The sequence below is a fragment of the Thermomonas brevis genome (genome assembly GCF_014395425.1).
Classification (GTDB): Bacteria; Pseudomonadota; Gammaproteobacteria; order Xanthomonadales; family Xanthomonadaceae; genus Thermomonas; species Thermomonas brevis.
Genome location: NZ_CP060711.1, coordinates 1,811,695 through 1,836,428 on the forward strand (window position 1 = coordinate 1,811,695; position 24,734 = coordinate 1,836,428).

Here is a 24,734-nt window from a genome sequence, read left to right on the forward strand (position 1 = left end):
CGGGACTTCCCGGCGGCATCCGCGCCGCCGGGAGTTTCATGGCCTGCCGTGCGCCGCCATCAGCAGCGTCGCGGCGGCATATTCCGGAATCAGGCCTTCGCCGGTTCCTCGGCGAACCGCTTGGTGTTCCACCACTGCTGCAGCAGGCCCAGCGCGCCGTTGGTGACCCAGTACAGCACCAGGCCGGCGGGGAAGAAGGCGAACATCACCGCCATCACCAGCGGCATCATCTGCATCATCTTCTTCTGCATCGGATCCATGCCGACCGTCGGCGTCATCCGCTGGGTCAGGAACATCACCGCCGCGTTCAGCACCGGCAGGATGAAGTACGGATCGCGCGCGGTCAGGTCGCTGACCCAGCCGACGATCCACGGCGCCTGGCGCAGCTCCACCGCTTCCAGCAGCACGTAGTACAGCGCCAGGAACACCGGCATCTGCACCAGGATCGGCAGGCAGCCGCCGGCCGGATTGATCTTTTCCTTCTTGTACAGGTCCAGCATCGCCATCTGGAACTTCTGCTTGTCGTCGCCGTAGCGCTCCTTGAGCTGCTCGATGCGCGGCTGGAACTTGCGCATCTTGGCCATCGACTTGTACTGCGCGGCGGACAGCGGATACAGCGCGAGCTTGATCAGCACCACCAGCAGCACGATCGCCCAGCCCCAGTTGTGGGTGAGCTTGTGCAGCTGGGTCAGCAGCCAGTGGATCGGCTTGGACAACACGGTGAAGATGCCGTAGTCCATGGCGAGGCCGAGGCCGGGCGCGGTGGCATCGAGCCTGTCGGCCAGCTTGGGGCCGACCCACAGGACTGCGTCGCTGGCGAAGCGCTGGCCCGGCGCGAGCGTGACCTGCGGGCCGCGCGCGGCGACGTCGTAGAGATGGCCCTTCTGGCCCAGCGAATACAGCGCGGCCTGATCCTTCTGCGGCACCCATGCGACCAGGAAGTAGTGCTGCGACAGGCCGATCCAGCCGCCGGTCACGGTCTGGTTGAGCGGGCCGTCGTCGACGAACTTCGGATACTTGCGCTTCTTGTACTTGTCTTCCGGGCTGTACCAGGCCGCGCCGCTCAGGCTGAACGATTCGGGATTGGTGAAGCCGGTCTTGACCACCGGCGGGACGCGCTCCAGGCGGCGCTCGATGTCGCCGGTCCAGGCGGCGCTGCCGCCATTGACCAATTCGTCGCGCACGCCCACCGCGTAGCTGCCGCGCGACAGCGTGTAGGTGCGCTGCAGCTGCAGGCCGTTGCCGGCGTCGGCGACGAAGCGCGCCTGCACAGTCTGCGTGCCGTCGGCCAGCGCGATGTCGCGGGCCTCGCCCTGCGGCTGCAGGGCCAGTTCGCGGCCGTCGCTGCCGCGCCAGAAGGCCTCGGCGACGAAGCGGCTGGCCGGGGTGGCGTCGAACAGCACCACCGGCGGGCTGCCGGCCTCGCGGTTCTGCGGATACTTCAGCAGTTCGGCGCGGGTAAGGTCGCGGCCGTTCAGCTCCAGCGCCAGCACGTCGTTGCTCAGGCGCAGGCTGGGCGCGGCGGCCGACACGACGGCCTGCGCCGCCGGCGCGCCGCCCGGCACCACCGCCTGCGGCACCGGCGCACCGGGCACGTCTGCCTGCGCAGCAGCCGGCACCGACGGCGCGGGTTGCGCGGCGGCGGTTTTCTCCTTGCCCCACTCCTGCCAGAGCAGGAACGCCACCATCAGCCAGGCAATCAGGAGGAAAGTTCGGAACTGGTTCATTCGGACAGCCGTGGTTGGAGGGCCGCTCAGCGCGCGGCCGCGTCAGGGGAAGTCAGGGAATCGGCGGGCGGCATTGTGCCGGCCGCGGGCGACGGGAGCAACGCGCCGGCGCGCTGCAGCAGCTGGACGAAGGCGGCCCGCAGCGCCGCGTTGTCGGCGCGCGCGGCGCCGCTGCGGGCGACCACGACGTAGGCGCCACCCCGCAGCTGCGGGCGCAGCCGGCGGAAGCCGTCGCGCAGTACGCGCTTGATGCGGTTGCGGCCGACCGCGTTCGGGTCGACCTTGCGCGACACCGCCAGCCCCAGCCTGGGCAGCGCGTCGTCGGCCAGCCAGTGCAGCGCCAGGCGCGGCTCGGCGGTGCGCCGACCGCCGTCGAACACGCGGGCGAATTCCGCCTTGGCGCGCACCCGCGCGACGCGCGGGAAACCGACCGGTGCGGGACGCGCAGACGCGACGACGCCGGCATCCTGTGCGGATACCGGCGTCGGGAACATCATCGGCAACGTCATTCGGTTCCGGCGCATGTGCCGGAGACGCGATCCGACCCGAGGGTCAGACGGTCAGGCGACGACGGCCTTTGGCACGACGACGCGCCAGCACCTTGCGGCCATCGGCGGTTGCCATGCGGGCGCGAAAGCCGTGATCGCGCTTGCGCTTGAGGTTGCTGGGCTGGTAGGTGCGCTTGGTCGCCATGGCGGAGCCTGCTTGCTTGGTTTCAGCGAAAAAGAAGCGGGACTATACGGGGGAAACGCGGCCTTGGCAAGCACCGCATGCAACCGGAGATGCGCGGGCCGGTTCGCGTCCCGGGTTTGGCGGCACCGGAACGCGGTGGTAACCTGCGGCATCCCCTGTCTTATCCACAGCCTGCCGAGGCCGCGCCCCGGCGGCGCTGCGCTTTTCCGGATCCCCCGCACATGTCCGTTTGGCCCGCCTGCCTGCAACGCCTGGAAACCGAATACCCGCAGGAGGACGTGCGCACTTGGCTCAAGCCCCTGCAGGCCGCCCCCGCGAGGGCGGGCTGGTGCTGTATGCGCCCAACGCCTTCGTCCGCGACGAGGTGCAGGCGCGCTTCCTGGAACGCATCCGCGAGCTGGCCCGGCATTACGGCGGCGGCGTGGAGGTGGCGCTGGACATCGGCGCGCCGCGCCGCGCCGCAACGGCGCCGGCCGGCATCGCCACGCCCGCGCCCCAGGAAGCGGATGCGGCGATCGAACCGTTCCACGGCAACGTCGATCCGCACTACGTCTTCGACAACTTCGTCGAGGGCCGCAGCAACCAGCTGGCCCGCGCCGCCGCCTGGCATGCCGCGCAGAAGCCCGGCGAGCGCACCCACAATCCGCTGCTGCTGTACGGCGGCACCGGCCTCGGCAAGACCCACCTGATGTTCGCCGCCGGCAACGAGATGCGCCGGATCAATCCGGCCGCGCGGGTGCTCTACCTGCGCTCCAACACGTTCTACGACGCGTTCTTCCGCTCGCTGCAGGAAAAGACCACCGACCAGTTCAAGCGCCAGTTCCAGAAGATCGACGCGCTGCTGATCGACGACATCCAGTTCTTCGCCGGCAAGGACCGCACCCAGGAAGAGTTCTTCCACACCTTCAACGCGCTGTTCGAAGGCAAGCAGCAGATCATCATGACCTGCGACCGCTACCCGCGCGAGGTCGACGGCCTGGAGCCGCGGCTGAAGTCGCGGCTGGGCTGGGGGCTGTCGGTGGCGATCGATCCGCCGGACTTCGAGACCCGCGCGCAGATCGTGCTGTCCAAGGCGCGCGAGCGCGGCGCGGCGATCCCGGACGAAGTGGCCCAGCTGATCGCCAAGAAGATGCGCAGCAACGTGCGCGAGCTGGAAGGCGCGATCAACAAGCTGACCGCCCAGGCCGGCCTGCTCGGCCGCCCGGTGACCATGGAATTCGCACAGGAAACCCTGCGCGACCTGTGGCGCGCGCAGCAGCAGGCGATCAGCATCGCCAACATCCAGAAGGCCGTGGCAGACTACTACGGTCTGCAACTGCGGGAGATGTTGGGGAAGAAGCGGACCCGTTCGCTGGCGCGCCCACGGCAGATGGCGATGGCCCTGGCCAAGGAGCTGACCGAGCACAGCCTGCCGGAGATCGGCGTCGCCTTCGACGGCCGCGACCACACCACCGTCCTGCACGCCTGCCGGCAGATCCGCCAGCTGATGGAAAGCGACGGCAAGCTGCACGAGGACTGGGAGAAGCTGATCCGCAAACTCAGTGAATGACGCCGGGGCAAGCTGTGGACAACCGTTGGACAACGCCAGGCCGCCGAAACCATCCACAGCTTGTCCGCAGCTTCCACGAGGGTTTTCCAGCGCCTTTCGAGTCGCATAAAATCAAGTAGAAACAATCGGTTGCATCAGTTATCCCGGCTTTTTCGCGCCTCCAGCACCACCTGATTTTTAGATTTATCCATATTCAAGAAGCAGAGCCTGCCAGCCGGCATCGCTCACGAACCAGCCTTAAGGGTGAGGGGTTTACATGCGGTTTTCCCTGCAACGCGAAGTCCTGCTCAAGCCGTTGGCGCAAGTCGTCAATGTCGTCGAACGTCGCCACACCCTGCCGGTGCTGGCCAATCTGCTGGTCAGGATCCAGAACGGTCAGCTCGCGCTGACCGGCACCGACCTGGAAGTGGAGATGGTGGCGCGCACGGCGGTCGAGGACGCCCAGGACGGCGAGACCACCATTCCCGCCCGCAAGTTCTTCGAGATCGTCCGCGCGCTGCCCGACGGCAGCCGGGTGACGGTCAGCCAGAGCGGCGACAAGGTGACGGTGCAGGCCGGCCGCAGCCGCTTCAGCCTGGCCAGCCTGCCGGCCAACGATTTCCCCTCGCTGGACGAAGTCGATGCCACCGAGCAGGTCAGCGTGCCGGAAGCCTCGCTCAAGGAGCTGCTGGAACGCACCGCCTTCGCGATGGCCCAGCAGGACGTGCGTTACTACCTCAACGGCCTGCTGTTCGACCTGCGCGACGACGTGCTGCGCTGCGTGGCCACCGACGGCCACCGTCTGGCGCTGTGCGAAGCGGCGCTGGAAGCGGGCCACGGCGGCAAGCGCCAGATCATCGTCCCGCGCAAGGGCGTGCAGGAACTGCAGCGCCTGCTGGAGGGCGGCGACCGCCAGATCGAGCTGGAGTTGGGCAAGGGCCATATCCGCATCAAGCGCGACGATGTCACCTTCACCAGCAAGCTGATCGACGGCAAGTTCCCCGACTACGAGGCGGTGATCCCGATCGGCGCGGATCGCGAGGTCAAGATCGATCGCGAAGTCCTGCGCGCCGCCTTGCAACGCGCATCGATTCTGTCCAACGAGAAGTACCGTGGCGTCCGCGTGGAAGTCACGCCGAATCTGCTCAAGATCAGCGCGCACAACCCGGAGCAGGAAGAAGCGCAGGAAGACGTGGAAGCCGAGACCTCGGTGGATTCGCTGGCGATCGGCTTCAACGTCACCTACCTGCTGGAAGCGCTTTCCGCCCTGCGCGACGAATACGTGGTGATGCAGCTGCGCGATGCCAACTCCTCGGCGCTGGTGCGCGGCGCGGGCAGCCAGCACGCGCGCCACGTGGTGATGCCGCTGCGTCTGTGACCGGCCAGACAGTTTCACGGGAATCCGGCCACGCGCAGCCCGGCTTCCCCGACATCATGTTCCACGTGGAACATCGCTCAAGACGCCCGGTTTCCGCCGGGCGTCGTCATTTTGTCTGTGTTCTGGGTGACGCGAGGTGCTGATCCGTCGTTTGCGCCTGCAGGCGTTCCGGCGCTTCGATGAGGCGGAGTTCCTGCCGCAGCCCGGTTTCAACCTGATCACCGGCGACAACGGCAGCGGCAAGACCAGCCTGCTGGAAGCCCTGCATCTGATGGCGCACGGGCGCAGCTTCCGGGGCCGCGTTCGCGACGGATTGATCCGGCAGGGCGAACCGGCGCTGCAAGCCTATGTGGAGTGGGAAGCGCCGGACAGCGCTATGCATCGAGCCGGGTTGCGCCATTCCGGAAGCAGCTGGGAAGCGCGCCTGGACGGTGCGGAAGTGCGTCAACTGGGCCAACTGTGCGAAGCCTTGGCCGTGATCAGTTTCGAACCTGGCAGCCACGCGCTGGTGGACGGCAGCAGCGAAGTGCGCCGGCGCTATCTGGATTGGGGCATGTTTCACGTGGAACATGGCTTCATGCCGGAATGGCGCCGCTATGCGCGGGCACTCAAGCAGCGCAATGCCCTGCTGCGTCAGTCCGGCGGCAAGGGGCAACTGGATGCCTGGGAACACGAGCTTGCCCAATCCGGGGAAGCGCTGACCCAGCTGCGGGATGCCTACGTCGCCAGCCTGCAACCGCATCTGGCCCGGTTGCTGCCGGAATTGTTGCCGGCCGCAGGCAGCGTCGAACTGAGCCTGTCGCCGGGATGGAAGCGGCAGGAACTGGCGCTCGCGGATGCCTTGCTGCTTGGCCGCGAGCGCGATCTGGCGCTGGGCCATACGTCGCTGGGCCCGCATCGCGCCGACTTGCGCTTCGCCTTGCGCGATCTGCCGGGACGGGACGGACTCTCTCGCGGGCAGGCCAAGCAGCTGGCGCTGGCCCTGCTGCTGGCGCAGGCGGCGCATCTGGCCGACATCCTGGGGCATTGGCCGATGCTGCAGCTGGACGACTTGGGGTCGGAACTGGATCGGCATCACCAACATCGCGTCTTGGACGTGCTGGCGACGAGTGGGGCGCAGGTACTGGTGACGGGGACCGAGCCGCCACCTGCGCTGGCGGCGATGCAGCTTCCGATTGCCATGTTCCACGTGGAACATGGCGCCATCGCCGGCCCGCTCAGCCCCTAGCAGGGCCAGCCCTCCCGCGTCGGCTATACTGCGGGTTCCTATAGCTAATGTGTCTTGGCGCGCTCTCCGGCGCGCCTCGGGAGCCGATCGCGTCGATGTCGCAGAACGAACAGACCCCGGGCCAGCAGCCCGAAGCCGCCAACACGCCCGCCAACGCCGGCAACTACGATGCCAACAGCATCACCGCGCTGGAAGGGCTGGAAGCCGTCCGCAAGCGTCCGGGCATGTATATCGGCAACGTCAACGACGGTTCCGGTCTGCACCACATGGTGTTCGAAGTGGTCGACAACGGCGTGGACGAGGCGCTGGCCGGGCATGCCGATGCGGTGAAGGTGACCATCCATGACGACGGATCGGTTTCGGTCTGGGACAATGGCCGCGGCATTCCGGTAGGCCGGCACGCCAAGGAAAGCGAAAAGCAGGGGCGCGACATCTCCGCCGCGGAGGTGGTGATGACCGTCCTGCACGCGGGCGGCAAGTTCGACGACAACAGCTACAAGGTGTCCGGCGGCCTGCATGGCGTGGGCGTGTCCGTGGTGAACGCGCTGTCGGAGAAGCTGACGCTCGACATCTGGCGCGACGGCCACCACTGGCAGCAGGAATACCGGCATGGCGAGCCGATGTACCCGCTCAAGCAGCTGGAAGCATCCGACAAGCGCGGCACCGAAGTCCGCTTCTGGCCCTCGGTGGTGGCGTTCAACGACAACGTCGAGTTCCACTACGACATCCTGGCGCGGCGCCTGCGGGAGCTGAGCTTCCTCAATTCCGGCGTCCGCATCGAATTGATCGACGAGCGCCCGGACGGGAAGCACGACGTCTTCCAGTACGAAGGCGGCATCCGCAGCTTCGTCGAGCACCTGGCCCAGCTGAAGACCCCGCTGCACCCCAACGTGATCTCGATCAGCGGCGAACAGGACGGCATCGTCGTCGATTGCGCCGTGCAGTGGAGCGATTCCTACCAGGAAACGATGTACTGCTTCACCAACAACATCCCGCAGAAGGACGGCGGCACCCACCTCACCGGGTTCCGCGCCGCGCTGACCCGCACCCTGACCCGTTACATCGAGAACAGCGGCGTCGCCAAGCAGGCCAAGGTCTCGCTGTCGGGCGACGACATGCGCGAGGGGATGATCGCGGTGCTGTCGGTGAAAGTGCCGGATCCGGGGTTCTCTTCGCAAACCAAGGAAAAGCTGGTCACCGAGCCGGTGCGTGCGGTGGTGGATGCGGTCTTCGCCGCCAAGTTCGAGGACTTCCTCCAGGAGCATCCCAACGAAGCCAAGGCGATCGCCGGCAAGATCGTGGACGCGGCTCGCGCCCGCGAAGCCGCGCGCAAGGCCCGCGACCTGACCCGCCGCAAGGGCGCGCTGGACATCGCCGGCCTGCCCGGCAAGCTGGCCGACTGCTCCGAGAAGGATCCGGCGCTGTCGGAGCTGTTCATCGTCGAGGGCGATTCGGCCGGCGGCTCCGCCAAGCAGGGCCGCAACCGCAAGACCCAGGCGGTGCTGCCGCTGCGCGGCAAGATCCTCAACGTCGAACGCGCGCGCTTCGACCGCATGCTGGCCAGCGCCGAGGTCGGCACCCTGATCACCGCGCTCGGCACCGGCATCGGCAAGGACGAATACAACCCGGACAAGCTGCGCTACCACCGCGTCATCATCATGACCGACGCCGACGTGGATGGCAGCCACATCCGCACGCTGCTGCTGACCTTCTTCTACCGGCAGATGCCGGAGCTGATCGATCGCGGCCACATCTACATCGGCCTGCCGCCGCTGTACAAGATCAAGCAGGGCAAGAACGAGCTGTACCTGAAGGACGATGCCGCGCTGGACGCCTACCTGGCCGGCAACGCGGTGGAAGGCGCTGGCCTGGTGCCCGCCAAGGGCGAGCCGCCGATCGAGGGTCTGGCCCTGGAGACGCTGCTGCTGACCTTCGCGCGTGCGCGCGAAGCCATCGCCCGCAATGCCCACCGTTTCGATCCAGGCGTGCTGGACGCGCTGATCGACTTCGTCCCGCTGGATGCGGCGACGGAGCCCGCGCAGGACGACCTGGATGCGCTGGCCGCGCGCCTCAACCAGAGCGGACTGGGCAAGCCGCGCTATGCGCTGCGCTGGCAGCCGGCGCAGGAGGGCCGCCCGGCCGCGCTGCTGGCCACCCGCACGCACATGGGCGAGGAACTGACCCAGGTGCTGCCGCTGGCGTTGTTCGAGCACGGCGAACTCAAGCCGCTGCGCGAAGCCGCCATCCATCTGCACGGACTGGTGCGCGACGGCGCGCGGATCGTGCGCGGCAGCAAGGCGCAGCCGATCGCCAGTTTCGCCGATGCGCAGGCGTGGCTGCTGGAAGAGGCCAAGAAGGGCCGCCAGATCCAGCGCTTCAAGGGCCTGGGCGAAATGAACCCGGAGCAGCTGTGGGACACCACGGTGAACCCGGAGACCCGCCGCCTGCTGCAGGTGAGGCTGGAGGACGCGGTGGCCGCCGATGCCATCTTCAGCACGTTGATGGGGGATGTGGTCGAACCGCGCCGCGAGTTCATCGAGGACAATGCGCTGAAGGTCGCCAATCTCGACATTTGATCCGCGTCGGGTTGACGCCCTCTTGAAGTGCGGTCGTCTAGAACGGACGGCCGCATCGGTTCCGGAGATCGACATGTACGCCAAGACCTTCGCCTTGGGCGCCTCCATCGTCCTGTCGGTGGCCGCCTGCGCCACCACCACTTCGCCGACCGGCCGCACCCAGTACGTGGGCGCGGTCTCGCAGGCGCAGCTGGAACAGATGGGCGCGCAGGCGTTCGCCGAAGCCAAGGCCGCCAACCCGCAGAGCAAGGACAGCGGCCAAACCGCGTACGTCGGCTGCGTGATCCGCGCAGTCACGGCGCAGCTGCCGGCGCCGTGGAGCGGCGTGCGCTGGGAGTACCTGCTGTTCCAGAACGACGAAGCCAACGCCTGGGCGCTGCCCGGCGGCAAGATCGGCGTCTATACCGGCATCTTCAAGGTGGCGAAGGACCAGGACGAACTGGCGGCGGTGATCGCCCACGAGATCGGCCACGTCGTCTCCCGCCACCACGACGAACGCATCACCCGTCAGGTCTATGCCCAGACCGGTCTGGGCGTGGCCGGCGCGCTGGCCGGTTCGCGCTACGGCGATGCGGCGCAGCAGACCACCGGCCAGCTCGGCGGCGCGCTGCTGCAGGGCGCGTTCCTGCTGCCGAATTCGCGCGCGCAGGAATCCGAGGCCGACGTGGTCGGCCAGGAACTGATGGCCAAGGCCGGCTTCGACCCCGAGGGCGCGGTCGCCCTGTGGCGCAACATGGCCGCCGCGGGCGGCGGGCGTCCGCCGCAATGGCTGTCCACCCATCCCGATCCGGCGTCGCGCCTGCGCGAACTGCAGGCGCGTGCGGCCGGATTGACCCCGATCATGCAGGCAGCGCGCAAGCAGGGGCACACTCCACGCTGCCGATAACCGGCTTCCGGCACAAGCCGCCGGAGCGGCTTTCTGCTACGTTTCCGCCCATGGCCGCGCTTGCCGCGGCGCCCTTTTCATCGAGGTGTTCCATGTCCAAGCAACTCCGCCATTCGCTCGTCGTCGCCGTGACCGCTGCCTTGGGGCTGGCGATCCTGGCGCCGATCGTCCATGCCGATCCGCAATCGACCATGCGCGAGGAGCGTGCCAGACGCCGGGCGGAGCTGGGCAAGCAGGACAAGCAGGATCAGGCGGAGACGCAGCCTGCGCTGTATCCCAACGCGACCCGTCAACAACCGGAGGAAACCCAGGTCTCTCCGAAACTCATCAAGCATCTGCAGGACATGCAGGCGCGCTACGAGAAGGACGACTGGACTGGAGTGATCGCCAAGGCCGAGGAAATCGCGGCGATGCCCACGGCGAATGCGTACGACAAGTCCTTCGCGTATTCGATGGCAGGCAACGCCGCCGCCAATCTGGACGACCAGAACAAGGCGGCGGGATTCTTCGCCAAGGCGATCGAATCCAACGGGCTGGACAACAACAGCCATTACTCGACGATGTACAACCTCGTGGTCATCCAGTACGGCGAGGAAAAATACGCCGACGCGCTGGCCACATTGAATAAATTCCTGGCCGAGACGAAATCGGAAAAACCGGAACATCTCGGGCTTCGCGCCGGCATTCTGGCGAATCTGGATCGCAACGACGAAGCCGCGGCGATCTACAAGGACCTGATCGCCAAGAATCCCGACGACAAGCGCATCCTGATGAACGGCGTGGCCGCATTGCAGGGCGCGGACAAGTTCGACGAGGCGAACGTCCTGATGGAAGGCGCCTACAAGCGGGGCATGCTGACCGAGCCGCGCGAACTGCGCGCACTGTATGTCGGCTACATGAACTCTCAGCGCTGGGACGACGCACAGAAGGTGATCGAAGACGGCATCGCCAAGGGCATCCTGCAGGCCGGCCCGGATCTGGCGCGCGACTACCAGGTGCTGGCGCAGAACGCCTACATGGACGACAAGATCCCGCTGGCGATCGCGCTGTACTCCAAGGCCGCCCCGATGGCGGCCGACGGCGAGGCCTATCTCAACCTGGCCAAGGTGCTGGACTACGCGGGCAAGAAGGCGGAGGCGAAGGCCGCCGCCAAGAAGGCGCTGGAGAAGGGCGTGAAGAAGCCGGAAGACGCCAACCGCATTCTCGCGCGCTGAGACGCACGCCCCAGTTTTCCGACCTACACCGGCGCAATGCTTGGAACAAGTCGAGGCAACTGGTATAAACTACGAGATTCCTGCGGCCGAGAAGCCGCACCGTGATCCGCCCCAGTCGAACCGGCCGGGGCCCCCCATACCAGAGCCGTGCGCATGACGGAAGATCTCGCCCACATCGAGAAGAAAGACAACCGCGATGGCGGCCTGAGTTGGCCGCGCATCGCCGGCTTCAGTTTCGCCATCGCGCTGCACGCCGCCGCGCTGCTGGTGCTGCTGGCGCCGCTCTCCCCGCCCGCCCAGGAGGTGGAGAAGGACGATGTGGTGAGCGTGACGTTCATCGAACCGCCGCCGCCTCCCCCGCCGCCGCCGCCGCCGCCGCCGGATCAGCCCAAGCCGCTGACGCCGCCGAAGACGCTGTCGCCGCCGCGGCCCAGCCCGATTCCGCCGCCGCCGGACGATCCGCCGGTGGTGCTGAGCGAATCGCGTCCGATGGACGTCGCCGCGCCGCCGCCGTCGCCGCCCGCACCGCCCGCCTCGGTGCCCGATATCGGTTCCAGCGTGGACCCGTCCTCGCGCAACATGAATCCGCCGAAGTATCCGCCGGAGGAAATGCGCCGCGGCATCCAGGGCACGGCCATCCTGATCGTCAGCATCGACGCCAACGGCGGCGTGCTCGACGTGGAAGTCGAGAAGTCCAGCGGCAACCGCAATCTCGACCGCGAAGCGATGAAAGCCGCCAAGCGCTGGCGCTTCAATCCCGAGGTCAAGAACGGGCAGAAGGTCGCCAGCCGCGTGCGCGTCCCGGTCGAATTCAAGATGTAATGCTGTTTTGCTCCACCCGTTCCACCCCTTGCTTCACTCCCTCTTGAACCACTTCATCCACGACACCAAAGGTTAAGCGTATGTTGCAAGAAACTGCTGCTGCCGCACCTGCCGCTGCCGGAGGCAACAACGCCGCCGCGCTGCAGCAGATGGGCTTCGACCATCTGATTCAGGGTTTCGACGGCGTCGGTTGGATCGTCTTCCTGACCCTGAGCATCATGTCGGTGATGTCCTGGTACTGGATCATCATCAACTTCATCAAGAACATGCGCCTGCGCGGCCGCGCCGACCGCGTGGTCAGCACCTTCTGGGAGACCACCAACGCCCAGGACGCGATCCGCTACATGGAAGAACAGCCGAAGTCCGAGCCGTTCTCCAAGATCGCCCTCGACGCCGCCCAGGCCGCCGCGCACCACCAGCGCCATGACGGTTCCAAGCTGGCCGAGTCGCTGAACCGTTCCGAGTTCGTCGACCGCGCCCTGCGCCAGGCCGTGACCCGCGAGTCGCTGAACCTGGAAGCCGGTCTGACCGTGCTCGCCACCACCGGTTCGTCGGCGCCGTTCGTCGGCCTGCTGGGTACGGTGTGGGGCATCTACCACGCGCTGATCAAGATCGGTTCGTCGGGCGACGCCTCGATCTCCGCGGTGGCCGGCCCGGTGGGCGAGGCGCTGATCATGACCGCGATCGGTCTGTTCGTGGCGATCCCGGCGCTGCTGGCGTACAACGCCTTCGTGCGCTCGAACCGCATCACCAACAACCAGTTCGACACCTTCGCGCACGACCTGCACGACTTCTTCGCCACCGGCGCGCGCGTCGGCGACGCGGCCGGCAAGCGCTGATCGTTGGCGACCGGAACCTGACGGAGGCCCCTGACCATGGGAGCAAGTGTCGGTAATAAGGAAGACGGCGCGCCGATGGCCGAAATCAACGTCACGCCCCTCGTGGACGTGATGTTGGTGCTGCTGATCATCTTCATGATCACGACGCCGCTGATGAACCACAAGGTCAAGGTGCAATTGCCGGAGGCGGTGGTCCAGAAGAAGGAAGACAAGAAGCAACAGATCCCGCCGATCACCATCTCGGTGACCGAAGCGGGCGAGCTCTTCCTCAACGACGAGCCCACGACCCGGCAGGCGATCGAAAGCCGCCTGTCGGTCGAGGCTCAGAAGACCCCGCAGCCGCCCGTGCAGATCCGTGGCGACAAGACCACGCCGTACCGGTTGATCAACGAAGTCGTGAAGATCGCGCAGGCGCAGGGCATGGCCAAGGTCGGCTTCATCACCACGCCGCCGAAGAAAGGGCAGTAAGGAGAACGCACGATGGCCTTTGCCAAAGCCAGCGCCGGCGCAATGGCGGACATCAACGTCACGCCGCTGATCGACGTGATGCTGGTGCTGTTGATCATCTTCATGGTGACGATGCCGATCCAGTCGGTGCCGGTGGACGTCGATCTGCCGCAGAAGACGGACAAGCCGCCGGAAAACCTGAAGGAACCGCCGGATCCGATCGAACTGCGGATCGACGCCTCCGGCCAGGTCTTCTGGAACAACTCGCCGACCGCGGTCAGCGCGCTGCAGAAGATGATGGAGGAAGAGGTTGCCCGTGACCCGAGCAACCAGCCCGAACTGCAGATCGATACCAACGATGCGGCGGAATACGGCGTGCTGGCCAAGGTGCTGGCGGCCGCGAAGAACGCCGAGATGATCAAGATCGGCTTCGTCCAGAAATAAGCAATTCAGGCTCCGGTTTCCGGAGCACGTCGTGGATGACGAAACGCCGCCCATTGGGCGGCGTTTTTTTGTCTGTGCGATGAAAACAGAAGTGTTCTGTTCGGCCCGAGGCATCGGGCTTTCCATCAACTGATCGGGGAGTGATGCCCGAACGGCGTGCGAGGATGTCTCTACGGCGCGACGGCATCCACGATGCGCCGGTAGGCGCGCACGGTGGCGTCCAGCCCGGCATACAGCGCTTCTCCGATCAGCGCATGGCCGATGGAGACTTCGCGCACGTCCGGCACCTGCACCAGGAAGACGCCGAGATTGGCTTGGTTGAGGTCGTGCCCGGCATTGACCTGCAGGCCGGCGGATTGCGCCAGCTGGGCGGTGCCGGCGGCGGCGCGCAGGGCGTGCTCGGGATGGCCGTTGGCGAAGGCTTCGGCATACGGGCCGGTGTAGAGCTCCACGCGATCGGCGCCGAGCGCCGCGGCGCGCGCCACCTCGGGATCGCCGACGTCGACGAACACGCTGACCCGGCAACCCAGCGCCTTGAACGCGGCGATCAGCGGGCGCAGGGCATCGCCATCGCGGACGAAGTCGAAGCCGTGGTCGGAGGTGAGCTGGCCGTCGCCGTCCGGGACCAGCGTCACCTGCGCCGGCCGGGTCGCCTCGCACAGCGCCAGCAGGCCCGGATAGCCGGGCCGCGGCGGTGCAAAAGGATTGCCCTCGACGTTGAACTCCACGCCGCGCACCTCGCACAGCGCACCCAGGGCATGCACGTCGTCGCTGCGGATGTGGCGCGCGTCCGGGCGCGGATGCACGGTCAGGCCGTGCGCGCCGGCGTCCAGGCAGGCGATGCCGGCCTTCAGCACGTCCGGCTCGTCGCCGCCGCGCGAATTGCGCAGCACGGCGATCTTGTTGAGGTTGACGCTGAGCGCAGTCACGGCGCGGCGCCGGACGCGTCGGATTCGTCCTTGCGCGCCTGCGCCTGCTCGCGCAGGCGGCGCAGCTCGCCCGGGTCGATCATCAGGGTCTCGTCGCGACCGCTGCCGGCGACCCGGCTCTGGTACAGGCCGAGTACCCACAGCACGAACAGTACCAGCGCGGCCAGCAGGCAGCCCAGCAGGACGCCCATCGAGGTGGTCAGGAACGCGAACGCCATCGCGGCGATGGCGAGGAGCAGGAACAGCCAGTGCATGCGTGCGGCTCCGGGACGGATAGCGCGCAGTTTACGACGCGGCTGGGCTCACAGCAGCGGCGCCATCAGCCGCGCCAGCGCTTCCGGCAGGCGGACGGACAGCAGCGGCCGGGGACGGTCGGCGCGCACCCGCGGCGCCGAGGCGAATTCGCGCTCGATCAATTGCGCCAGTTCGCCCGCGACGGCGGCGTCCTCGAACAGCAGCGAGGCTTCGAAGTTGAGGCGGAAGCTGCGGTGGTCGAAGTTGGCGCTGCCGATCACCGCCAGCGCGTCGTCCACCAGCAGCGCCTTGGTGTGCAGCATGCGCGGCCCGTACTCGTACACCTTCACCCCGGCGGCCAGCAGGTCGTCGTAGTAGGAGCGCACGCAGTAGGTCACCAGCTTGCTGTCGCTCATCCTCGGCACCAGCAGGCGCACGTCGAGGCCGCCGAGCGCGGCCGAGGTCAGCGCCATCATCGCCGCCTCGCCGGGGACGAAATAGGGCGTGGTCAGCCACACCCGCCGCGTCGCCGCGTGGATCGCGCCGACGTACATGCGGTGGATCGCCTCCCACGGCGAATCCGGGCCGGAGGTCAGCAGCTGGGCGCGCATCGGGCCGGTCTGCGCCGGCGGCATCGCGCGCACCACGTCGCCGACGAAATCGGTGCGCTGGGTGGCGTAGGCCCAGTCCTCGACGAACACCTCCTGCAGCGAGCGCACGATGTCGCCCTCCACCCGCAGGTGCAGGTCGCGGTAGGCGTCCTCGCGCAGGCGCTCGTCCTCCTCGTCGGTGATGTTGATGCCGCCGAGGAAGCCGACCCGGCCGTCGATCACCACGATCTTGCGATGGGTGCGCAGGTTCATCCACGGCCGCTTCCACAGCGTCCACGGTCGCGCCGGATGGAACCAGGCGAGTTCCCCGCCGGCCTCGACCAGCGGCGCGAAGAAACGCCGCTTGGCCAGCTTCGAGCCCATCGCGTCGACCAGCAGGCGCACCTTGACGCCGGCGCGGGCGCGCTCCACCAGCGCGTCCAGCAGTGCGCCGCCGGTGCGGTCCGGGTTGTAGATGTAGTACTCCAGGTGCACGTGGTCGCGCGCCTGCGCGATCGCCTCCAGCAGCGCCGGATACTTGTGGCCGCCGTCGATCAGCAGGCGCACGTCGCGCGCGGTGCTCGGCGCCAGGCCGGTGGTGGCGTGCGCGAGCGTGCGCAGTTCGATGCTTTCATCGCCGGGGCCTTCGGGATCGCGCGGCAGGTGGGCGTGGTGGCGCCTGCGCCGCGCGCGGTGGCGGACGATCCGCTGCGGGCCGAATACGTAGTACACCGCGAAGCCGATGTACGGCAGCGCCGCCAGGCTGACCAGCCAGCTCAGGGTGGCCGCCGGCTCGCGCTTCTGCAGCACGATCCAGCCGCCCAGCCAGAGCAGGTACAGCGCCCAGCCGGCGGTCAGCCAGGCGCGGATGTGCGGGATCGCCCAGAACGCATTCCAGGCCTGCCACAGCCCCTCCAGCATCGCTCCTCCGTCACAGCCGCTGCGACGGGCACAGGGTAGGGTGATCGGATGAAGATTGCACCCGACCAGGCCCATCCGGACGACGACGCGCGCCGCGCGCTGGCGCCGACCAAGGGGCGCGGCGCGGCGTCGAAGGTGGCCGGGCGCTTCGAGAAGCGCGAGCTGCGCGGTGAGGACGATGGCTGGGGCTCGGTGTACGACGCACTGGACGAAGCGCCGGCGCTGCGCACCCAGGTGACCGAGGAGCGCGCGCGCAGCATCATCAGCCGCAACCAGTCGCCGGACATCGCCTTCTCGCAGTCGGTCAACCCGTACCGCGGCTGCGAGCACGGCTGCGTCTACTGCTTCGCGCGGCCGTCGCACGCCTACCTCGACCTGTCGCCGGGGCTGGATTTCGAGACGAAGCTGTTCGCCAAGACCAACGCGGCCGACCTGCTGCGCGCGGAGCTGGCGAAGTCCGGCTACGTGCCGGCGCCGATCGCGCTCGGCATCAACACCGACGGCTGGCAGCCGATCGAGCGCCGTCACGGCATCAGCCGCGCCTGCCTGGAGGTGCTGCTGGAAACCCGGCATCCGCTCAGCATCGTCACCAAAGGCAGCGCGCTGCTGCGCGACCTCGACCTGCTGGCCGAACTGGCGAAGCACCGGCTGGTGAGCGTGTACGTGTCGATCACCTCGCTGGACAACGCGCTGTCGTCGAAGCTGGAACCGCGCGCCGCCGCGCCGCACACGCGACTGAAAATGATCGCCGCGCTGCGCGAGGCCGGCGTGCCCGCCGGCGTGATCGTGGCGCCGGTGATCCCGATGATCACCGACATGCACCTCGAGCACATCCTCGAAGCCGCGCGCGAAGCCGGCGCGCAGTCCGCCGGCTACGTGCTGCTGCGGTTGCCGCACGAGCTGAAGGAGATCTGGCGCGAATGGCTGCGCCTGCACTATCCCGAGCGCGCCGAGCACGTGATGAGCCTGATCCGGCAGATGCGCGGCGGCAAGGACTACGAGAGTGCGTTCGGTTCGCGGATGCGCGGACAGGGCCCGTTCGCCGACCTGATCGCGATGCGCTTCGCCAAGGCGCGCAAGCGGTTTGGCTTCGGTCACCTGCCGCCGCTGCGTGGCGACCTGTTTATTGCGCCGCGGAAGCTGTCGCCGCAGGGCGAACTGTTCTGATGCGGGTGCGGCGCCGGTCGAGGAAGGCTCATCGCCGCAGGATCTTCTCCATCGCCTTCCCTTTCGCCAGCTCGTCCACGAGCTTGTCCAGAGTGCGGATCTTCCGCATCAGCGGATGTTCGATCTCTTCCACGCGGATGCCGCAGACCACGCCCTTGATCGACGCCGCGGCCGGATTGAACGCCGGCGCCTGCGCGAAGAAGGTTTCGAGGTCGTGGTCGGACGCGAGTTGCCGTTGCAGGCCGTCGGCGTCGTAACCGGTCAGCCAGCGGATCACCTGGTCGAGTTCGTCCTTCGACCGGCGCTTGGATTCCACCTTCTTCACGTACAGCGGATACAGGCCGGAAAACCGGATCGCGAAGACCTTCTCCTGGCGCATGCGCCCTCCTCGTCCGCGTTCGCGCGGCCGTCAATACGCGGGCAGCGGAATCCGCTCCACGTCGTCGCCGGGGATCAGGCCGAACGCGCCGCTGTTCCAGTCGGCCCTGGCCTGCTCGATCCGCTCCTTCGACGAGGAAACGAAGTTCCACCACATGTGGCGCGGCGCATCCAGCGGCTCGCCACCGAACAGCATCGCCTTCAGCGGCGTCTTCGCGCGCAGCACGTGGCGGACGCCGCGGTCGAGCACCAGCAGGTGCTTTTCCGGAATGTCCGCGCCGTCGAGCTGCGCCTCGCCTTCCAGCAGGTAGAGCGCGCGCTCCGGCGCGTCCGCCGCGATGGCCAGCTCCGCTTCCGGTTCGAGATCGACGGCGACGTTGAAGGTGTCGGCGAACACCCGCACCGGCGACTCCATGCCGAAGCCGCGCCCGGCGATCACCCGCAGCCGCGCGCCCGCGTGCTCACGCAGCGGCAGGCTCGACGCCGGATGGTGGTGGAACGACGGTTCGACCTCCTCGTCCGGCTTCGGCAGCGCCACCCAGGTCTGCATGCCGTGCACGTCGTGGCCGGCCGCGCGCGGCGCCGGCGGCGTGCGCTCGGAATGGGCGATGCCGCGCCCGGCGGTCATCCAGTTCACGTCGCCGGGCAGGATGTCCTGCACGCTGCCGAGGGTGTCGCGGTGTCGCAGCGCGCCGGCCCACAGGTAGGTGACCGTGGCCAGGCCGATGTGCGGATGCGGGCGCACGTCGATGCCGCGGCCCGGTTCGAACAGGGCCGGCCCCATGTGGTCGACGAACACGAACGGCCCGACGCTGCGCGCCCGCAGGCTGGGCACCGCGCGGCGCACCTGGAAGCCGCCGAGGTCGTGCGTGCGTGGAGCGATCAGCGTGGTCATGGCGCGTCTCCCGGTGTGGTTCAACCGTAATACGGCAGCAGCGGCCCGCCCATCCACAGCCAGCGCGCCATCCACGCGCTGACCAGTGCGACCAGCGCGGTCAGCGGCAGGCCGACGCGCAGGAAGTCGCCGAAGCGGTACTGGCCCGGCCGCAGGATCAGCAGGTTGCCATGGTGGCCGATGGGCGTGAGGAAGGCGACCACCGCGCCCAGCGCGGTGCAGACCACGAACGGTTCGGGTGGCAGGTCCAGCACCTGGGCGGTGGCGATCGAGATCGGTCCGAGCAGCGCGGTGGTGGCGGCGTCGCTCATCACCTGGGTGAGCAGCGCGGCCAGCGAGAACATCACCAGCAGGATCGCCAGCGGCGGCCAGTGCGCGATCACCTGCCCCAATCCCTGCGCCAGCAGCGCGGCGGTGCCGGTCTGCTCCATCGCGATGCCGAGCGGGATCACGCCGGCGATCATCACGAAGATGCGCACGTCGATGCCGCGGTAGGCCTGTTCGACGTCGATGCAGCGGGTGGCGACCATCGCTACCGCGCCGGACAGGAAGGCCAGCGGCGGCGACAGCCATTCGGTGGCGGCGGCGAGCACGGTCAGGCCGAGGATCGCCAGCGCCAGCGGCGCGCGCAGACGGCGCTTGGCCTCGCCGGCGAACGGCACCAGCATCAGGAAGCCGTGGTGCGCCGCCAGTTCGTTGAAACGCGCCGGCCGGCCCCACAGCACCAGCAGGTCGCCTTCGCGCAGGCGCGCGTCGGAGAGGCGGTCGGCCATCTGCTCGCCGCGCCGCCACAGGCCGGCGATCACGGTGTGGAACTGGCGGGCGAAATCCAGCTCGCGGATGCTGCGGCCGATGAACTCGGAGCCCGGTGCGACCACCGCCTGCACCAGCTGCGCCTTGCCCTCGCCGCTCGCCAGCCCGCCGAAGCGGGCGATCGCGTTGAGGTCCAGGCCGGCGTCGTCGTGCAGCGACAGCAGTTCGTCGGCCGCCGCTTCCACCAGCAGCACGTCGCCGGCCAGCAGCGGGCTGTTCGTGCCCAGGTCGTCGCGGCGCGCGCCGTCGCGCAGCCAGCCGAGCAGGCGGAAGCGTTCGCCCAGCGCCTTCTGCAGTTCGGCCAGCGGGCGCGTGCACCAGTGGCCTTCCTTCACGATCACCAGCTCGGTGCGGTAGCGGTCGAGGCGCAGATAGTCGTCCTCGTTCTGCTCGCCGCTGCGCTTGGGCAGCAGCCAGCGGGTCAGCAGCATGTAGGCGGTGCCCACCAGCACCAGCGCGACGCCGATCGGGGTGATCGAGAATATCCCCAGCCCTTCGCCGCCGGCGCGCTGCAGCATGTCGTTGGCGAGCAGGAAGGCCGGCGCGCTGAACAGCGTCAGCGTGGTGCCGAGCGAGGCCGCCAGCGACATCGGCATCAGCAGCCGCGAGGCCGGCAGGCGGCGATTGCGCGCGTGCCGCAGCAGCAGCGGCAGCATCATCGCGGTGACCATCACGTGGTGGGTGAACGAGGCCAGCAGCGCCACCAGCGGCATCACCACCGCGATCGTGCGCCATTCGTGGTTGCCCGACGCGCGCTCCATCCAGCTGCCCAGGCGCTCGCTGATGCCGGTGCCGCCGAGCGCGCCGGAGATCACGAACACCGCGGCGACGATCACCGCCGGCTCGCTGGAGAAGCCCGACAGCGCCTGCCGGCTGTCCAGCACGCCGGTCAGCACCAGCGCGAGCAGGATCAGCATCGCGGTCACGTCGACCCGCAGCTTCTCGCTGATGAACAGGTACAGGCCGCCGGCCAGGATCAGGCCGAAGGCGAGTTGCGGCCAGAGATGGGGGTCCAGGTGCATGGGCTCATTCTGCCCAAGTCGCGGTCGAGTGCCGCATCACGGGCCGATGGCGGATGCGGCGGGCGAGCCGGACGGCGCGGCGCTTCAGGTCGACGCCGTATCGTGCGCGCGGTGGTAGCCGACCGCCGCTTCCACTTCCGCCTTCGAGCCCAGGAACACCGGCACGCGCATGTGCAGCCCCGTGGGCCGCACCTCCAGCATGCGCATGCGCCCGGTGCTGGCCGCGCCGCCGGCCTGTTCGACCAGCAGGCTCATCGGGTTGGCCTCGTACATCAGCCGCAGCTTGCCGCCCTTGGGCGCGCACTTGCTGTCCAGCGGATAGCTGAAGATGCCGCCGCGGGTGAGGATGCGGTGCACGTCGGCGACCATCGAGGCCACCCAGCGCATGTTGAAGTCCTTGCCGCGCGGGCCTTCACTGCCCTTGAGCAGGTCGCCGACGTAGGCCTGCATCGGCGCTTCCCAGAAGCGCTGGTTGGACATGTTGACCGCGAATTCCTTCGTCTCCTCCGGAATCGTCATCCCGCGCGTGGTCAGCACGAAGCTGCCGACTTCGCGATCGAGGGTGAACGCATGGGTGCCGTGGCCGACGGTCAGCACCAGCATCGTGCTCGGCCCGTAGGTGCAGTAGCCGGCGGCGACCTGCGCGGTGCCTGGCTGGAGGAAGTGCTCGTCGGTCGGGTTGGTCACCCCGTCCGGGCAGCGCAGCACCGAGAAGATGGTGCCGACCGAGATGTTCACGTCGATGTTGGAGCTGCCGTCCAGCGGATCGAACAGCAGCAGGTAGTTGCCGCGCGGGTACTTGTCGGGGATCGGCTGCGAGGTGTCCATCTCCTCCGATGCCAGCCCGGCCAGGTGGCCGCCCCAGGCGTTGGCTTCCAGCAGGATCTCGTTGCTGAGCACGTCGAGCTTCTTCTGCGCCTCGCCCTGCACGTTGATGCTGGCCTGCCCGTCCGTGCCGGCATCGCCCAGCACGCCGCCCAGCGCGCCCTTGCCCACCGCGATCGAGATGCGCTTGCAGGCGCGCGCCACCACCTCCACCAGCAGGCGCAGCTCCGAATTGATGCGGCCGGCGCGCTGTTCCTCGATCAGGAAGCGGGTCAGGGAGATGTTCGGGTTGGTCATGGCGGCCATGCGTTGCGGCGAGGCCGCCATTGTCGCCGATGTTCGCGCGGCGACGGCAGCCCATTCCAATCGCTCATGCGGGCTTGCCGAATCGGACGGTGGGGATAACCGGCGTTTTACAAGCGCCGCGCCCGGACCGGCTATCACTGGCCGCGCACAGGCAAGGGAGAAACTCCAATGCGGATCACCATCGTCGGCGCCGGCTTCAGCGGCGGCGTGCTCGCCACCGAACTCGCCCGCCACGCCGCGCCGGGCACCGAAATCCACCTGGTCGGCGTGCCGGACAGCTTCGGCCGCGGCGTCGCCTATGGAGAAGCGCGCGTGGAGCATCTGCTCAACGTGCGTGCCTCGGAGCTGGGTGCGGACCCCGACGATCCGGACGGATTCGCCGCGTGGCTGCACCTGGGCGAAAGCGCGCGGCGGACGTTCCTGCCGCGCCTGGCCTACGGCGAATACCTGCATTCACGCCTGCTGGACAGCGTGCTGGCCGCGCGCGCCAGCGTGCGCCTGTACGCGCGCGAGGCGGTGTCGATCGAGCGCGACGGCAAAGCGTTCCGGGTCACCCTGGCGGGCGGGCGCGACCTCGCCAGCGACGTCGTAGTGCTGGCCGTGGGCGCGTTGCCGCCGCAGCGCCTGCACGGCGTCGGCCCGCGCCTGCTGGTCGACCCGAAGTACATCGCCTGGCCCTGGCAGCGCAGCCTGGCGGGCGATGAGGCGATGGACCGCATCGCGCCCGCGGCGCGCGTGCTGATCGTCGGCACCGGCCTGACCATGGCCGACACGGTGGCGAGCCTGCAGCGGCGCGGGCATCGCGGCCCGATCACCGTGCTGTCGCGGCACGGTCTGCTGCCGCAGCCGCATGCGGACGCGCCGCTGCCGCCGATCGCGCTGCCGCCGGCGGTGTTGCATGCGATGAACAGCGGCAGCGTGCGCGCGCTGCTGCGCGCGTTGCGCCAGCTGCTGCCGATCGTGCCCGACTGGCGCAGCCTGGTCGATGCGCTGCGGCCCTACCTGCAGAGCTACTGGAAAACCCTGCCGAAGGCCCAGCGCGCGCGCTTCCTCCGGCATTTGCGCTCGCACTGGGAAGCCGCGCGCCATCGCCTCGCGCCCGAGACGCATGCGATGTTGCAGGCGTTGCGGGCCGAGGGCCGGCTGCAGGTGCGTGCCGGCCGGCTCCTGCGGGCCGGGGTGGGCGCGGATGCGGTGGAGACGCTGATCCGCGGACGCGGCCAGCGTCACGCCGTGGCCGAACGCTACGACGTGCTGATCCGCGCCACCGGGCTGGACACCGACATCGAGCGCACCAGCCACGTACTGGTTTCGCAGATGCGCGACGACGGCCTGCTGTCCGCCGATCCGTTCGGACTCGGCGTGCGGGTGACGCCGCAGTTCGAGGCGCTGAACCGGCATGGCCTGCCGGTGCAGGGTTTGTACTGCTTGGGGCCGCTGCTGCGCGGGCAGCTGTGGGAAATCACGGCGGTGGCGGAACTGCGGGTGGCGGCGCGCAACCTGGCGCACCATCTGCTGCGGGAGCGTCGTCGCGGGGCGCAGGCGGAGCCGGCGCGGCCGCGAGCGGGTTCGTGCTGAGCGCTCTCGACCCGGCGCATGCGACGCTGAAGGACGCCATCGTCACCATCGACCAGACCATCGCCGAGGCGCCGGGGCCGGAGGTGAGGCTGGACTGACGCCGCGCGGCGCGGCTTCAAGCCCGCGCCGCGCTTTCACTTCGGACTGATGCCGTCAGGTGACTTTCCGGAAAATCGTCACGCCCAGCAGGAACAGCACCACCGCGATGATGATCGCGGCCCAGAACAGGAACTTGGCGATGCCGAACGCGCCGCCGGCGATGCCGCCGAAGCCGAGCGCGCCGGCGACCAGGCCGATCACGGCAAAGATGAGAGCCCACTTGAGCATGGCGGCAACTCCGATCGTGGAAGACCGGGCCACGCTAGCCACGGCCGCGTGCAGCCGCCGTGAACGGTCAGTCCGCTTGCTGCGTGCCCGCGTGCAGGACCCGGTCCGCCGGCAGCACGGCTTCCGGCGCGTGCTCGGGCTGCCCCGCCAGCCGCGCGTAGAGCGGCGCGAAATCCGGCAGCGTCGCCTCGATCAGCTGCTCGAAGCTGTCGATGACGAAATAGGTCTTCTGGTAGGTGTCGATGCGGTAGCGCGTGCGCATCACCCGTTCGAGGTCGAAACCGATCCGGTTCGGCGCGGCGGACTCCAGGCAGTGGATGGATTCGCCCTTCGAGCTGACGATGCCGGCGCCGTAGATGCGCAGCCCGTCCGGCTGGCGGATCAGCCCGAACTCCACCGTGTACCAGTACAGCCGCGCCAGCTGCATCAGCGCCTCGGGGCCGAAGCCGTGCGCCTTCACCCCGCCCTTGCCGTAGGCCTCCAGATAGTCGGCGAACATCGGGTCCATCAGCAGCGGCACGTGCCCGAACAGGTCGTGGAACAGGTCGGGTTCCTCGATGTAGTCGATCTGGTCGGCGCGGCGGATCCACCAGCTCACCGGGAAGCGGCGGTTGGCAAGATGGGTGAAGAAGTCCAGCTCCGGCAGCAGCCCTTCCACACCGACGATCTGCCAGCCGGTGGCCGCGCCCAGCGCCGCGTTGAGATCGGAGAATTTCGGAATGCGGTCCGGCGTCATCCCCATCGCGTCCTGCGCGCGCAGGAAGGCGTCGCAGGCGCGGCCGGGCAGGATCTCGCGCTGGCGCGCGTAGAGCCGGCGCCAGACGTCGTGATCGGCGGCGCTGTAGCTGTCCCACGGTTGCTCGACCGTGCCGGTGGCGTAGACCGGCACCGAGCCGCGGTCGGTCTGGACGTTTTCGAGGCGGCGGGGCTGGGGCTGCGCGGACATGGTGGCGGGCTCGCTGACGGG

23 protein-coding genes and 1 pseudogene are annotated in these 24,734 nt (G+C 68.4%); 12 read left to right on the forward strand and 12 right to left on the reverse strand.

The window, feature by feature from the left end:
- Positions 1-89: 89 nt before the first annotated feature.
- The 3 genes from yidC to rpmH are packed head-to-tail and all read right to left on the reverse strand — an operon-like array spanning position 90 to position 2,420.
- Entirely contained in the window at positions 90-1,727 is a 1,638-nt protein-coding gene (yidC, locus tag H9L17_RS08385; RefSeq protein WP_187569027.1) for a membrane protein insertase YidC, read from the reverse strand.
- A 26-nt stretch (positions 1,728-1,753) separates the two neighbouring features.
- The gene (gene rnpA / locus H9L17_RS08390; RefSeq protein ID WP_187571909.1) at positions 1,754-2,221 is read right to left on the reverse strand and encodes a ribonuclease P protein component; all 468 of its coding nucleotides are present in this window, start codon (positions 2,219-2,221) and stop codon (positions 1,754-1,756) included.
- A gap of 58 nt (positions 2,222-2,279) precedes the next feature.
- A complete protein-coding gene (rpmH, locus tag H9L17_RS08395) occupies positions 2,280-2,420 on the reverse strand; it encodes a 50S ribosomal protein L34 (protein ID WP_028840469.1) in 141 nt (46 codons plus the stop codon).
- Positions 2,421-2,641: 221 nt separating this feature from the next.
- Between rpmH and dnaA the strand changes: the two are divergent.
- From dnaA to H9L17_RS08445, 10 genes and pseudogenes are all read left to right on the forward strand, one after another.
- Positions 2,642-3,969: pseudogene (gene dnaA, locus H9L17_RS08400) on the forward strand (chromosomal replication initiator protein DnaA).
- A 256-nt stretch (positions 3,970-4,225) separates the two neighbouring features.
- Positions 4,226-5,326, forward strand: a complete 1,101-nt coding sequence (dnaN, locus tag H9L17_RS08405) for a DNA polymerase III subunit beta (protein ID WP_187569028.1) — start codon at positions 4,226-4,228, stop codon at positions 5,324-5,326.
- A 136-nt stretch (positions 5,327-5,462) separates the two neighbouring features.
- A complete protein-coding gene (recF, locus tag H9L17_RS08410) occupies positions 5,463-6,554 on the forward strand; it encodes a DNA replication/repair protein RecF (RefSeq protein ID WP_187569029.1) in 1,092 nt (363 codons plus the stop codon).
- 95 nt (positions 6,555-6,649) lie between these two features.
- Complete coding sequence (gene gyrB / locus H9L17_RS08415) at positions 6,650-9,130, forward strand: DNA topoisomerase (ATP-hydrolyzing) subunit B (RefSeq protein ID WP_187569030.1); 2,481 nt, start codon at positions 6,650-6,652, stop codon at positions 9,128-9,130.
- A gap of 73 nt (positions 9,131-9,203) precedes the next feature.
- Positions 9,204-10,016, forward strand: a complete 813-nt coding sequence (locus H9L17_RS08420; protein WP_187569031.1) for a M48 family metallopeptidase — start codon at positions 9,204-9,206, stop codon at positions 10,014-10,016.
- Between the two features lie 92 nt (positions 10,017-10,108).
- Positions 10,109-11,230 carry a tetratricopeptide repeat protein gene (locus H9L17_RS08425; protein WP_187569032.1) on the forward strand — a complete coding sequence of 374 codons (1,122 nt, stop codon included), beginning with the start codon at positions 10,109-10,111 and terminating at the stop codon, positions 11,228-11,230.
- Positions 11,231-11,383: 153 nt separating this feature from the next.
- Positions 11,384-12,052, forward strand: coding sequence for an energy transducer TonB (locus H9L17_RS08430; protein ID WP_187569033.1), 669 nt, complete (start codon positions 11,384-11,386; stop codon positions 12,050-12,052).
- Positions 12,053-12,132: 80 nt separating this feature from the next.
- Positions 12,133-12,891, forward strand: a complete 759-nt coding sequence (locus tag H9L17_RS08435) for a MotA/TolQ/ExbB proton channel family protein (RefSeq protein ID WP_187569034.1) — start codon at positions 12,133-12,135, stop codon at positions 12,889-12,891.
- A gap of 36 nt (positions 12,892-12,927) precedes the next feature.
- Positions 12,928-13,359 (forward strand): ExbD/TolR family protein, encoded by a 432-nt coding sequence (locus tag H9L17_RS08440; RefSeq protein WP_246455061.1) that lies wholly within the window; start codon positions 12,928-12,930, stop codon positions 13,357-13,359.
- Between the two features lie 12 nt (positions 13,360-13,371).
- Entirely contained in the window at positions 13,372-13,782 is a 411-nt protein-coding gene (locus tag H9L17_RS08445; protein WP_187569035.1) for an ExbD/TolR family protein, read from the forward strand.
- 170 nt (positions 13,783-13,952) lie between these two features.
- On the opposite strand, the gene H9L17_RS08450 is transcribed toward H9L17_RS08445, so the two are convergent.
- Genes H9L17_RS08450 through cls form a run of 3 tightly spaced genes read right to left on the reverse strand, consistent with a single transcriptional unit; the run spans position 13,953 to position 16,456 of the window.
- Complete coding sequence (locus H9L17_RS08450) at positions 13,953-14,711, reverse strand: pyridoxine 5'-phosphate synthase (protein ID WP_187569036.1); 759 nt, start codon at positions 14,709-14,711, stop codon at positions 13,953-13,955.
- Positions 14,708-14,965 carry a hypothetical protein gene (locus H9L17_RS08455; RefSeq protein WP_187569037.1) on the reverse strand — a complete coding sequence of 86 codons (258 nt, stop codon included), beginning with the start codon at positions 14,963-14,965 and terminating at the stop codon, positions 14,708-14,710. Before H9L17_RS08455 ends, H9L17_RS08450 begins: the two co-directional genes overlap by 4 nt.
- A gap of 48 nt (positions 14,966-15,013) precedes the next feature.
- The gene (gene cls / locus H9L17_RS08460) at positions 15,014-16,456 is read right to left on the reverse strand and encodes a cardiolipin synthase (RefSeq protein WP_187569038.1); all 1,443 of its coding nucleotides are present in this window, start codon (positions 16,454-16,456) and stop codon (positions 15,014-15,016) included.
- 48 nt (positions 16,457-16,504) lie between these two features.
- Between cls and H9L17_RS08465 the strand changes: the two genes are divergently transcribed.
- A complete protein-coding gene (locus H9L17_RS08465; RefSeq protein ID WP_187569039.1) occupies positions 16,505-17,623 on the forward strand; it encodes a PA0069 family radical SAM protein in 1,119 nt (372 codons plus the stop codon).
- A 28-nt stretch (positions 17,624-17,651) separates the two neighbouring features.
- Here H9L17_RS08465 and H9L17_RS08470 read toward each other — a convergent pair whose 3' ends face one another.
- From H9L17_RS08470 to H9L17_RS08485, 4 genes are all read right to left on the reverse strand, one after another.
- Positions 17,652-18,002 (reverse strand): DUF2200 domain-containing protein, encoded by a 351-nt coding sequence (locus H9L17_RS08470; RefSeq protein WP_187569040.1) that lies wholly within the window; start codon positions 18,000-18,002, stop codon positions 17,652-17,654.
- A gap of 30 nt (positions 18,003-18,032) precedes the next feature.
- Positions 18,033-18,896, reverse strand: coding sequence for a pirin family protein (locus tag H9L17_RS08475; protein ID WP_187569041.1), 864 nt, complete (start codon positions 18,894-18,896; stop codon positions 18,033-18,035).
- A 20-nt stretch (positions 18,897-18,916) separates the two neighbouring features.
- A complete protein-coding gene (locus H9L17_RS08480) occupies positions 18,917-20,731 on the reverse strand; it encodes an SLC13 family permease (RefSeq protein ID WP_187569042.1) in 1,815 nt (604 codons plus the stop codon).
- An 84-nt stretch (positions 20,732-20,815) separates the two neighbouring features.
- A complete protein-coding gene (locus H9L17_RS08485) occupies positions 20,816-21,853 on the reverse strand; it encodes a class 1 fructose-bisphosphatase (protein WP_187569043.1) in 1,038 nt (345 codons plus the stop codon).
- A 177-nt stretch (positions 21,854-22,030) separates the two neighbouring features.
- Here H9L17_RS08485 and H9L17_RS08490 point away from each other — a divergent pair, with 177 nt between their 5' ends.
- Entirely contained in the window at positions 22,031-23,440 is a 1,410-nt protein-coding gene (locus H9L17_RS08490) for an FAD/NAD(P)-binding protein (RefSeq protein WP_187569044.1), read from the forward strand.
- A 153-nt stretch (positions 23,441-23,593) separates the two neighbouring features.
- Here the strand turns inward: H9L17_RS08490 and H9L17_RS08495 are convergent, their stop codons facing one another.
- Both H9L17_RS08495 and phhA read right to left on the reverse strand, forming a co-directional pair.
- Positions 23,594-23,767 carry a DUF1328 family protein gene (locus H9L17_RS08495; protein WP_187569045.1) on the reverse strand — a complete coding sequence of 58 codons (174 nt, stop codon included), beginning with the start codon at positions 23,765-23,767 and terminating at the stop codon, positions 23,594-23,596.
- 67 nt (positions 23,768-23,834) lie between these two features.
- Complete coding sequence (gene phhA / locus H9L17_RS08500; protein WP_187569046.1) at positions 23,835-24,713, reverse strand: phenylalanine 4-monooxygenase; 879 nt, start codon at positions 24,711-24,713, stop codon at positions 23,835-23,837.
- Positions 24,714-24,734: the final 21 nt, after the last annotated feature.

Coding starts and splice junctions, on each gene's coding strand:
- yidC (WP_187569027.1), bottom strand. CDS start 1,727: ATGAACCAGTTCCGAACTTTCCTCCTGATTGCCTGGCTGATGGTGGCG.
- rnpA (WP_187571909.1), bottom strand. CDS start 2,221: ATGTTCCCGACGCCGGTATCCGCACAGGATGCCGGCGTCGTCGCGTCT.
- rpmH (WP_028840469.1), bottom strand. CDS start 2,420: ATGGCGACCAAGCGCACCTACCAGCCCAGCAACCTCAAGCGCAAGCGC.
- dnaN (WP_187569028.1), top strand. CDS start 4,226: ATGCGGTTTTCCCTGCAACGCGAAGTCCTGCTCAAGCCGTTGGCGCAA.
- gyrB (WP_187569030.1), top strand. CDS start 6,650: ATGTCGCAGAACGAACAGACCCCGGGCCAGCAGCCCGAAGCCGCCAAC.
- H9L17_RS08420 (WP_187569031.1), top strand. CDS start 9,204: ATGTACGCCAAGACCTTCGCCTTGGGCGCCTCCATCGTCCTGTCGGTG.
- H9L17_RS08425 (WP_187569032.1), top strand. CDS start 10,109: ATGTCCAAGCAACTCCGCCATTCGCTCGTCGTCGCCGTGACCGCTGCC.
- H9L17_RS08430 (WP_187569033.1), top strand. CDS start 11,384: ATGACGGAAGATCTCGCCCACATCGAGAAGAAAGACAACCGCGATGGC.
- H9L17_RS08435 (WP_187569034.1), top strand. CDS start 12,133: ATGTTGCAAGAAACTGCTGCTGCCGCACCTGCCGCTGCCGGAGGCAAC.
- H9L17_RS08440 (WP_246455061.1), top strand. CDS start 12,928: ATGGGAGCAAGTGTCGGTAATAAGGAAGACGGCGCGCCGATGGCCGAA.
- H9L17_RS08445 (WP_187569035.1), top strand. CDS start 13,372: ATGGCCTTTGCCAAAGCCAGCGCCGGCGCAATGGCGGACATCAACGTC.
- H9L17_RS08455 (WP_187569037.1), bottom strand. CDS start 14,965: ATGCACTGGCTGTTCCTGCTCCTCGCCATCGCCGCGATGGCGTTCGCG.
- cls (WP_187569038.1), bottom strand. CDS start 16,456: ATGCTGGAGGGGCTGTGGCAGGCCTGGAATGCGTTCTGGGCGATCCCG.
- H9L17_RS08465 (WP_187569039.1), top strand. CDS start 16,505: ATGAAGATTGCACCCGACCAGGCCCATCCGGACGACGACGCGCGCCGC.
- H9L17_RS08470 (WP_187569040.1), bottom strand. CDS start 18,002: ATGCGCCAGGAGAAGGTCTTCGCGATCCGGTTTTCCGGCCTGTATCCG.
- H9L17_RS08475 (WP_187569041.1), bottom strand. CDS start 18,896: ATGACCACGCTGATCGCTCCACGCACGCACGACCTCGGCGGCTTCCAG.
- H9L17_RS08480 (WP_187569042.1), bottom strand. CDS start 20,731: ATGCACCTGGACCCCCATCTCTGGCCGCAACTCGCCTTCGGCCTGATC.
- H9L17_RS08485 (WP_187569043.1), bottom strand. CDS start 21,853: ATGACCAACCCGAACATCTCCCTGACCCGCTTCCTGATCGAGGAACAG.
- H9L17_RS08490 (WP_187569044.1), top strand. CDS start 22,031: ATGCGGATCACCATCGTCGGCGCCGGCTTCAGCGGCGGCGTGCTCGCC.
- H9L17_RS08495 (WP_187569045.1), bottom strand. CDS start 23,767: ATGCTCAAGTGGGCTCTCATCTTTGCCGTGATCGGCCTGGTCGCCGGC.
- phhA (WP_187569046.1), bottom strand. CDS start 24,713: ATGTCCGCGCAGCCCCAGCCCCGCCGCCTCGAAAACGTCCAGACCGAC.